7 protein-coding genes are annotated in these 11,162 nt (G+C 36.5%); 2 read left to right on the top strand and 5 right to left on the bottom strand.

Features of this window, described 5'->3' with window-relative positions:
* The first annotated feature begins 98 nt into the window (after positions 1–98).
* On the top strand, positions 99–4,781 hold the full coding sequence (locus AC27IF_RS07755) for an EAL domain-containing protein (protein ID WP_487053423.1): 4,683 nt from the start codon (positions 99–101) through the stop codon (positions 4,779–4,781).
* 215 nt (positions 4,782–4,996) lie between these two features.
* On the top strand, positions 4,997–5,353 hold the full coding sequence (locus tag AC27IF_RS07750; protein ID WP_487053421.1) for a hypothetical protein: 357 nt from the start codon (positions 4,997–4,999) through the stop codon (positions 5,351–5,353).
* A gap of 285 nt (positions 5,354–5,638) precedes the next feature.
* On the opposite strand, the gene AC27IF_RS07745 is transcribed toward AC27IF_RS07750, so the two are convergent.
* From AC27IF_RS07745 to fadI, 5 genes are all read right to left on the bottom strand, one after another.
* Positions 5,639–5,848 (bottom strand): hypothetical protein, encoded by a 210-nt coding sequence (locus AC27IF_RS07745; protein ID WP_487053419.1) that lies wholly within the window; start codon positions 5,846–5,848, stop codon positions 5,639–5,641.
* Positions 5,849–6,296: 448 nt separating this feature from the next.
* On the bottom strand, positions 6,297–6,506 hold the full coding sequence (locus tag AC27IF_RS07740; RefSeq protein WP_487053418.1) for a hypothetical protein: 210 nt from the start codon (positions 6,504–6,506) through the stop codon (positions 6,297–6,299).
* Entirely contained in the window at positions 6,506–7,459 is a 954-nt protein-coding gene (locus AC27IF_RS07735) for a VOC family protein (RefSeq protein WP_487053416.1), read from the bottom strand. The genes AC27IF_RS07740 and AC27IF_RS07735 overlap by 1 nt, the downstream gene beginning before the upstream one ends.
* 162 nt (positions 7,460–7,621) lie before the next feature.
* Positions 7,622–9,775, bottom strand: a complete 2,154-nt coding sequence (fadJ, locus tag AC27IF_RS07730; protein WP_487053415.1) for a fatty acid oxidation complex subunit alpha FadJ — start codon at positions 9,773–9,775, stop codon at positions 7,622–7,624.
* Positions 9,775–11,079: an acetyl-CoA C-acyltransferase FadI gene (gene fadI, locus AC27IF_RS07725; RefSeq protein ID WP_487053413.1), complete on the bottom strand. Its 1,305-nt coding sequence runs from the start codon at positions 11,077–11,079 to the stop codon at positions 9,775–9,777. The genes fadJ and fadI overlap by 1 nt, the downstream gene beginning before the upstream one ends.
* Positions 11,080–11,162 lie beyond the last annotated feature (83 nt).

Genomic DNA, 11,162 nt, shown 5'->3' with positions numbered 1-11,162 from the left:
AAAACAGTAAGCTAAGTTGACTTAAGGCTATACATGATTTTAAATGAGCTTGCGCTTACAAATAAAAACAATAAATTCACCTTTATTCAGGCTCAACTGTGCTTTTAAATTTTTCCAAGCTATTTTCTTTTTTATCGGTATCATCAAAAGCAATAATTGCTAACCGAAATATAGTCGTAAAGCTAAAATACCTTATTATTGTAGCTATTTGTTCTGTTACCCTCCCTATTAGCAGTCTATATGCTCAACAGCACACACAAGAAACTTCCGTCTCACAAAGTGAGCAATTAAAATTCAGTCAATTAACAGCGCTTGATGGCCTTTCTAGCTCTAATGTATTTAGTATTACTCAAGATCACCAAGGTTTTTTGTGGTTTGGCACTGAAGATGGCCTAAACCGCTATGATGGTAATAACATTGTAATTTATCGGCACAATACTAATGATAATCACTCGATTGCAGATAATGTTATTAGAAAAATATTCATTGATAGTCAAAATACCTTGTGGGTTGGCACCGAAAATGGTTTAAGCAGATACAATGAAACTTTAAACAACTTTGATACTTTTAAAAATATTATTAACGATAGAAGTTCCCTTAGAGATAACGTTATTTGGGATATATATCAAGAGCAAGGAAAGTTAATTGATAATATTAAACAAAATGGATTATTGTGGATTTCAACAGCTAGTGGCTTGCACACATTATCTCTCGAAAACAAGCCGATTAAAGCAAAATTCACTCGTATTGACGTTCGAGGTCATAACAATAAATTTAAAGAAATAAAAACCATTTTCCAAGATAAGGAACAAAACTACTGGTTAGGTAGCTACGATAATGGCATCCACCTTATTAGTAAAAATTATAATTATATCGGTTCATTACAAGAAGATAATAAATTTGATTTAACCATTGATGCTCAAGCCTTATTTGACATTAAAACTATTGATAATCGCTACTGGTTAGCCACTAATAATGGGCTTTTTATAGTTGATGATGATTATCAACTTCTTTCTCATTTAACTGCAGATACAGATAGTAGTAAGTATATCCAACCACTGCTTTCAAACAGCATTCGTACAATCACTCAATATAATGATACTCATGTATGGCTAGCAACTCATAATGGTTTAAATACTATTAATCTGCTTGATGATAGTATTCAGGCATACCAAAATAATAACAGTGTTAACTCGCTCAGCGAGAGTTGGATAATGGATGTTTACAAAGACAATAATGGTAATATGTGGCTAGCTACATATGGTGGCGGTTTAAACAAGTATACTCCGTTATCATCATTATTTTACCATGGCCTAGCGGATTATGGAGAGCAAAGCTATAGAGTAGAGTCACTCACTAGAACTTCTGATAGCAAAATATGGTTATCCACTGGGTATCAAGGAATATTTCTAATTTCAAATAATGGAAATATTGAAAAGTCCCTTTTTCCATTAGATGAAAACTTATCTCAAATAATTTCAGGTCAGAATAACGATGTATGGCTTAGAACCGATAATAACAAACTATTTTTCTACGATACTCAAGAAAAAAAACTAATTGAACATCAAGAATGGAAAGATAAGTCAGGTTACTCAAGCAATAGAAATACTTATCAAGTTAACAATAATTTATGGTTTATAAATGACAATGGACAACTCACTGAATTCAATACCAATTCTAAAACATTTAAGAGCTATGACACTGAATTAGATGACATACTTACAAGTATCAAAACAAATAACACGAATATTATTTGGGTTACATCTTCAACTAACAACATTTATTCTTTCAATACTAAAAAAAATGAATTCAAACTTCTTTTCGACAATCAAAACAATAAACTAATAAATATCAAAGCAAATAATATTGCTGTTAGTTCTAACTGGCTTTGGTTAGGCTCTGATAACCAAGGGTTAGTCTTAATAAACAAGAAAACAAGTGAAACTTTCAAGTTTAATGAAAAATCGGGGATGAAAAATAACTATATTACTTCAATTTTAATAGATGACAGGGAAAATGCATGGGTAGGTACAAATGCAGGAATTGCTACAATATCCCCAAAAACGAAACAAGTAATTAATTTTGATAAAGATTTTTCAATACTTAACCCTCAGTTTATTGATTATTCTGCGATTGAAAATGAAGGGGTCATGTATTTTGGTAGCCCTCATGGGTTTTATAAATTTAGTCCAAGTGAAGTTTTACAACAATTTCAGCAAAACATTGAAAAGCCAATATTTACTTACCTATCCGTTGCCAATAAAAAAGTGGCTGTAAGCTCTTCTCCTAACTCTCAAAAAATCAAGGGTAAATTTACAATATCAGCGCAGCTAAATACAATAGAGCAACTTGAATTAGAATATAAACAATCTCCTGTTAGCTTTGAGTTTGTCTCCCCTAACCCTAAACTACCAACACAAGTAAGATATCGCTATCGATTAGTCGGCTTAGAGGATGAATGGATAGATGCTGCTACAGATACAGGAAGTAACAATAACAGAGCCACTTATACCAACCTCAGTGGCGGTGACTATGTCTTTGAAGTTCAAGCCTATGATATTAATAACGTCAGTAATTCAAAAACAGGCCAGCTCAATGTCCGTATATTAAAGCCTTGGTGGCTATCTACTAGTGCAATTATCATCTATTCACTGCTTTCAATGCTGTTTTTTGTGTATGTAATACAGCAGTATCGAAATAAACAACTATACAACTCTCAAATAAAAGAAAGTGAAGAGCGCCTTAAACTATCTCTGTGGGGGAGCGGAGATGAAATGTGGGATTGGAACATAATAACCGACAAAGTTTATCATACTAACACTTGGAGTAATTTAGCCTTTCCACAAGACAGTACTCGTAACGCTAACGCAGAAACTAATATTCATCAACAAGACTTGCCTAGAGTCAAACAAGCATTAGCAGAGCATTTAGCAGATAAAAATGAACACTTTGAAGCAACTTATCGAGTTAAAGATAAAAACGAACGTTGGATTTGGATATTAGATCGCGGCAAAATAGTTGAACGTGATGATGAAAACAAACCAACACGGATGACAGGTACCTTAAAAGATATCAGTCATATCAAAAAAGCTGAAGAGCGATTAAAACTGTTTGCTCGTTGTATTCAAAATATCTCAGACGCTGTGGTTATTTATGATCGTCAATTTATTGCCGTTGATGTTAATAAAGCATTTCAACGGATAACAGGCAAAAGTAAAAATCAAATGGTCGGCCGTTCAATGACCTTCAATCAATACCCTAATAGTTTTAGCCAAAACATAAAAAAGCACTTGTTAACTAAAGGTGGCTGGCATGGTGAAATAGAAAGTGTCAGAGCAAATGGTAAAAAATACCTTACCGACCTCAACATTGACATAATTCATGATGAAAATGGTAATATTTCACACTTTGTTGGGGTTTTTTCTGATATAACCAAACGAAAAGAGACTGAAGCAGAACTACGAAAACTTGCGAGCTCGGATACGTTAACAGGTTTACCAAATCGTTCTTTCTTCCAAGCTAATCAAGCTAGACTAGTTAAAAATAACATTAACCATGCCCTACTGGTCTTTGATCTAGATAACTTCAAAAAGATCAATGATTCAATGGGACATCAAGTAGGCGATAGCATTTTATGTCAAGTTGCCCAAAGAATGCTGGCATTAGGTAGAAAGCAAGACACTGTTTACCGTTTAGGTGGCGATGAATTTAGTATTATCATTGAAGGCACTAATGATATTCATACCATCACAACATTAGCTAAAGATATTTTACGTGCCATTGCACAGCCGTTTAAGCTAAAGAGTCAAGAAATAGTCTTATACAGCAGTATAGGGATTGTTTTGTTTCCTGAAGATGGTAATTCCGGTCATGAGCTATTAAAAAATGCCGATACGGCTATGTATCATGCTAAAGGCAGCGGTGGTAACAAATACCAGTTTTTCAGTGACTCAATGAATAAACAAGCAGTAAAACGCTTACAAATTGAAAACTTGATTAGACACGGTTTAAAAGAAGATTCTTTTTCCGTTTTTTATCAACCTAAAATTGAAATCTCAACGGGTAAGGTCGCAGGTATGGAAGCCCTTGTCAGGTTTGAAACACCAAATAAAGGTGTTGTAAGCCCTGTCGTCTTTATTCCTGTCTCTGAAGAAACTGGCCAAATAATCGATATCGGTGAAATAGTTCTTAGAAAAGCTTGTTTCGCTACTAAAAAGTGGGTTGATGCGGGGTTATTTGATGGTCGAGTTGCCGTTAACTTATCCGCAGTACAATTTACTCAAGCTAATTTAGTAGGACAAATCACAGATATTCTAAAAGAAAGTCAGTTACCTGCAAAACATTTAGAACTTGAGATTACTGAAGGCACGGTAATGGACTCACCACAAGCAGCTATAGATACCATGTTACAAATACGAGCCATGGGAATCCATTTATCACTAGATGACTTTGGCACCGGGTATTCTTCTTTAGCCTATTTAAAGAAATTCCCACTCAACACCTTAAAAATAGACAAAGCATTTGTTGATGATATTGAGCTATCTGAGCAAGGTCGAAACATGGTTGCCACCATTGTCACTATTGCTCACAACTTAGGTATGGATGTGGTTGCTGAAGGTGTAGAAACTAATCATCAACTAAGCTTCTTATCTGGACTTCGTTGTGAATTGTTGCAAGGTTATTTATACAGCAAACCATTAGCGACTGAGCAATTTCAAAAGTACTTACTTGCCCATCAAATCACCCATAAATCGACTAGTTTTAATCAGAAGCAGAAGTAAAAAACAGTTTTATATCAATGTCAAAAAACTGACTGAGCTTAAAATCATTTAATATATTTCATAGATATAACAATAACATCTTCTTTTCCCTTCTCTCACTCCCTTTTAAATCAAGGCTTTTGTATTCTTGTACAAATAACGAAGCTAACTTGGCACAATTTAAGCATTACCTTAATCAAACCGAAAAACTAATTTCAATAATTAAGGAAATAAATATGTTAAGTTCAATTATTTTATCAATGGCAATGTCCTCTTCACCAGCACCTATAGCTGATATGCAACATTTGAATATTCAGGAAGTAGGCTCTAACCGTGGTGCTCGTCGTATAAGCTCTGATAATAATTTAGACATCCAGGAAGTAGGCTCTAACCGTGGTGCTCGTCGTATAAGTAATGATAATAGCTTAACTATTGAAGAAGTAGGCTCTAACCGTGGCGCTCGTCGTATAAGCTCTGATAATAGCTTAACTATTGAAGAAGTTGGCTCTAATCGTGGCGCTCGTCGTATAAGCTCTGATAATAGCTTAACTATTAAAGAAGTTGGCTCTAACCGTGGCGCTCGTCGAATTTAAGTTACTAATTTAAATTATCTATATCGGAGATTGACAATGATTAAATTATTTAAAGCTTTGTTTACTACTAAAACTACTAAAAAATCAAACCCTATTGCTGCTCGTATTGAGTTTAAAGAAACCTCAGCTAACACTTGGTGGTCATAAGGTTTAATATATTCTAAGACACTAACATGGATGTTAGCGACTTTATTCTTATATTTACTTAGCTCGTCCTCAATGTAAATATCTAATATCAAGACAAGCTCAACTCACAGAATAATACTCTCTATCTTCCCTGTACAATCAAGCCCTAAAGATTAATTGATTTAAACCAAACAGGTGATTAAGCTTCATTCGTTTTTTCATCATGAACATCGGTAATACCAGTGGTCCAAAGATTAATCCTGCTACAGTCCAACGTTTGCGACCTAAGCCCGTTAACATTGCTTGAATATTAAAAAACACACCACTAATCGCACTTATACAAGCACCTACAAAGATCAAAATCAACAAAACAATACCTTTCTAAAACAGCTGAGAAAAACGCCGCTAATATAGATAAAATTTAACCATTATTCAATAGCTGAACACGGAAATATCTTATAATAATGAGTGGCAGTAATTTTCCGTATTGGCGGATCGATTCTGCCATCAATAGGATCTTTATTGCAGTCAAATAAATGACACAACATCATTACTATGCATAATAAGGAGTTATAGAAACTAACTTAATTACCTATTATGGTGTTATTAATTATTTAAAGATGAATATATTTTTTAGGTGATTTGAATAACTATTTTGAAGAACTCAATCGGATAGTATTAAGGAGTTTTAACTACAAATAAAAGAAGAGTGACTGATAGGACATAAAAAAACTATACCTTAAATCAAAGCGTACTTTGCTTAAGCGTATAGTTTTTTTTAAATGGTTATAAATTAACTAAGGTATTTACAAGTTACTTATCGAATTCTTCCACCAATAGTAATACTGCCACGCATTCTAGGTCCTGAATTATAACCTCGGCCATATGAGCCATAATAAGAGCTATAACCACTAGAAACACCAATACTGCCATAAACGCTAGTATTGCTAGCATCGCAACTCGTAAGACCTAATGAAGAAGTTAAAATAACTACAGTCAAACATAATATTTTTTTTACTTGTCTCATTATTTATCTCCTTTTAACTGTTCATTATCTGATGATTTCACCCGCTTTTCAGGCCATGTCTGCAAAGCTATTCCTGCACCTGAAGGACCAGCAATCAAAGCAACACGCCCCCCAATTGCTCTATCCTGTGGGGCGAGTAAAATCTCTCCCTTCAAACTCTCAACTTTTGCAACCATGGCATCTAGTGTCTCTGCATCTTTTACTCGAATATAGCTAACCCATAGTGGCGTTAAATTTTCCACAGGATTCGTCATAATACCGACTCTAGCTTTACCCTGATTCTTTAGAACACGATAATTCTTATCTTGGCTTTTCTTTGCCTCTATATTTCGGTCTTTAACCTGGTAATGAGCGATACGTTGATAAAACTCTGTAGCTTTACTTACATCATTAGTCCAAAGCTCAGTCCATAAGAAATCCCCGAACTCAACAGCATCTTTATCAATCGGATCACCTTGTTTAGTCTCCAACAAGCCTAATAAAGCTCCTTGTGGATCGGCAACAATAGCAATTTTTCCTCGCTCACCTAAATCAGTAACCGGAGAGAAAACCGTGCCTCCTGAGCTGTTAACTTCTTCAACGGCTTTCTCGATATCTTTAACAGACATAAGAACCACCCATTGTGAGATATCTTTTTGTACTTGTAATTTAGTTTGATCCACCATGCCACCAATGAGCTTGCCATTGTGACGTATCAAAGTGTAATTTACTTTGCCGAACAGTCCTCCAGCTAAAGAAAGCTCTTCAAATTCCCAACCAAATAACGATTGATAAAACTCTTGAGTCAATTGTGGTGTATCAGTAATAAGATCATGCCAAATAATTTTCCCTTCGAGCTGAGTATTACTTGTTTGTTCAGTTATCGCTGGCAAATTTAAACTAGAGCAGCCTGAAATGAATGTTAAACAGAATGAAATTAAAAGCGTAATGCTTATCGAGGTGTTTTTAAACAAAATATTTCCTTATGAATGAAAAGTGTTACTTGTGAATCTTAACACTTGAATCTAAACATAGTTACCTGTTTTAGTACATTTTATTTTTGAATAGCCCATAAATCAAAACGCCAACTCAAAAGAGTTGGCGTTAAAAAATCACTTAATCAATCAAGCAAAAAACTAATAGTAGCTTGTACCAGATTCGGCCATAGCAACTAACGCTTCACAAGGAGTGTAGCGCTCTCCATGTTGCTCTGCCCATTGTGATAACTGAGCCACTAATGACTTTGCACCTATTTTATCAATATATCGCAGAGGACCACCTAAAAATGGCGGGAAACCAATACCAAATATAGCTCCAATATCACCATCACGAGCGTTTCGCACTATACCTTCATCAACACAACGCGCAGCTTCATTTAGCATCATATAAGTACAACGTTTCGCAATTTCCTCTGCAGACAAGCTACCTGATGGTTTAATATTTAATAAACTATAAATACTCTCATCTATTTGCTTTTTACCTTTCTTAGCCGCTTTTCCGTATAAATAGAAACCTTTCTCAGATTTTTTACCTAAACGGCCATCGTCTAATAATTTAGAAAATGCCGACGGTGCAGCAAATCTATCACCTAAATCAGCCTGTAAAATTGGTCCTATCTTAGCACCAACATCGATACCCACCTCATCAAGTAGTTGCATCGGCCCTACAGGGAAACCAAAGTTTACTAGGGCTTTATCAAGTTTATCAATAGGCTCTCCGCTAAGTAGCAACAGAGCGGCTTCGTTCATGTATGGCGCAAGAATACGGTTTACATAAAATCCTGCCTTATCTTTAACTACAATCGGTGTTTTACCCTGCCTTTTAGCAAAGGCAACTGTGGTAGATACTGTTTTATCAGATGTTCCCTCATGAGGAATAATTTCTACCAATGGCATTTTATCTACCGGTGAGAAATAATGTAAACCAATCACATTTTCAGGTCTTGTTGCTTTGGCGGCAATATTTCCGATTGGTAAACTCGAAGTATTGCTAGCAAAAATAGTAGACTCTTTTGCTTGCTGTTCAACCTCAACCACCATGTTCTGCTTTAATTCTAAATTTTCAAAAACCGCTTCAACAACGATATCGACATCTTTAAAGCCAGAATAATCAACACAGCCAGTAATCATGGCCATCTGCTTCTGCATTTCACTTTTTCGCATAAAGCGACGTTTAACTTTCTTATTCAGTAAATCAAAACTGTACTTAAGCGCATGGCTAATACCTTGATGACCTATATCTTTTATTCTAGCTGGCACATTCGCCTTAGTTGCAGTAACAAAAGCAATGCCTCCACCCATTAAACCGCCACCAAGTACGCCAGCTTTCTTGATAGGCTCAGGAAGAACTCCCTCAACACCCTGCTCTTTTTTCATTTCTGTCGTAGCAAAGAATAAATTACGTAACTGAGCCGACTCTGCGCTCATCACTAAGTCTGCAAAATTCTCTGCTTCTATTTGGTAACCTTTCGCAGGAGATTGCTCAATACCGGTTTTAATACACTGAATAATTTTAACTGGCGCTGGATAATTACCTTTGGTTTTAGATAACACTGATTTTTTAGCTTGCTTATAAACGATACCGCGGCCAATTGAAGTTCCTTCAAGGAATTTATTAACAAACGATGATTTAAATTTAACCGTATGCTTTATATTACCCGCCAAGGCTATCTTCTCTGCTGTTTCAATTAAAATACTATTAGGAACAACATCATTGACCAAACCTGCTTTTAACGCTTGCTTAGCTCTTAATTGTTTACCCGTTAACATCATGTCTAATGCTTTTTGTACGCCAACGAGTTTAGGTAAACGCTGTGTGCCACCACCGCCTGGTAATAAACCAAGCTGCACTTCTGGTAAACCTAGCGCGGTTTTAGGGTTATCACTACAAACTCGGGCGTGACATGCCATGGCAAGCTCTAAGCCACCACCTAAACATGCGCCGTTAATCGCAGCTACCACTGGCACTTTTAATTGCTCTAACTGTGAAAAAATCATCTGTCCTTGACGTGTCAAAGCAATAACTTCTTCAGTAGTTTTACAATCGTTGATCATATTGATATCGGCACCGGCAACAAAAGAGTCTTCTTTACCACTACATAAAACGACACCCGTAATAGCTGAGTCTGACTTTATTTCAGCAAGTACATCTGCCACTTGTTCAGCAAATTCAGCTTTTAGAGTGTTCATGGTATCGCCAACGACATCCATGATTAAATGCACTATGCCATTATCTTGGCGAACTAACGTAAAAGCACTCACACTATTTTCCTCTTTATTGATATCAGTCATTAATCTGTCTCCACAACCATAGCCGCGCCTAAACCACCAGCTGCACAAGCGGTAGTTAACCCTACACCACCACCACGTCGGTTAAGCTCATTCAAGGTTTGAGTAATTAAACGTGCTCCCGTTGCCGCGAAAGGATGACCATAAGCAATTGAGCCACCCATCACATTAAACTTAGTCATATCAATATCACCAATAGCTTTATCACGCCCTAAATGCTCACGTGCAAACTTATCACTGGCGAACATTTTCATATTCGCTAATGCTTGTGCTGCAAATGCTTCATGCATTTCAACTAAATCTAAATCAGCTAATTCCAAACCCGCACGTTTTAAAGCAATAGGCGTTGCATGGCTTGGTCCCATTAACATATCTTGCCATACATCAATGGCAGCGAAACCGTAGCTTCGAATATAGCCAAGTGGCTTATAGCCTAATTCTTTTGCTCGCCCTTCACGCATTAACAAAATTGCGGCACCACCATCGGTTAGTGGCGTACTCGTAGCTGCCGTAACAGTACCGTGTTTACGATCAAAGCAAGGACGTAATTTTGCGTAACTCTCCAACTCAGAATTTTCACGAATACAATTATCTTTATCAATAAATCCATTATAAGGCTCACTATGAGCACTCATTACTTCGCCAGCAAGATTTCCCTCAGCCCAGTTTTTAGTGGCCAGTGTATGAGAGCGATGTGCTAAAGCATCTTGATCAGCACGAGATATATTGTAAGTTTTAGCCATTTGCTCTGCGGTTTCTCCCATAGAGATACCTGTTGAGTATTCTGCAACTGCGGGCGCTACTGGTAAAATATCTTTTAATCCTAACTTACGTATCAATGCAATTTTTTGACCTAGCGTTTTAGTCTTACTCAAGTCTAATAAAGTACGAGCAAACTTTTTCGACACGCCAATTGGCGCAACCGATGAGGAATCAGCTCCACCAGCTATACCGACATCGACAAAACCGCCCATGATAGACTCAGCCACATTTACAGTTGATTGAAAGCTGGTTGCACATGCACGTGAAACACTATAAGCATCGGTGTGTACGTTCATACCTGTGCCTAAAACAATTTCACGAGCAATATTAGGGGCTTCAGGCATTTGGACTACTTGCCCAAAAACACATTGATCTATAATAGCGGGATCTACATCATGTTTTTGCAGTAGCTCATTCACTACTAACTTACCTAAATCAACGGCAGGTACACCATGAAAAGCTGTTGCTTGTTTAGCGAAAGGAGTTCTCAGCCCAGCTACTACGGCAATACGCTCACCTTTTGATGTGGTCATTTTTATCGTCATATACTTTATTCTCCAGTTACGGCGCCTACCTATTATTGAAATAGATAACACAAAAAGAGGTCTGACCTCTTAAATATTGTCCT

The organism is Colwellia sp. KS18-150, assembly GCF_057551365.1.
Note: the sequence above shows the minus strand (reverse complement) of the source record. Positions and strands in the feature narration are given on the sequence as shown.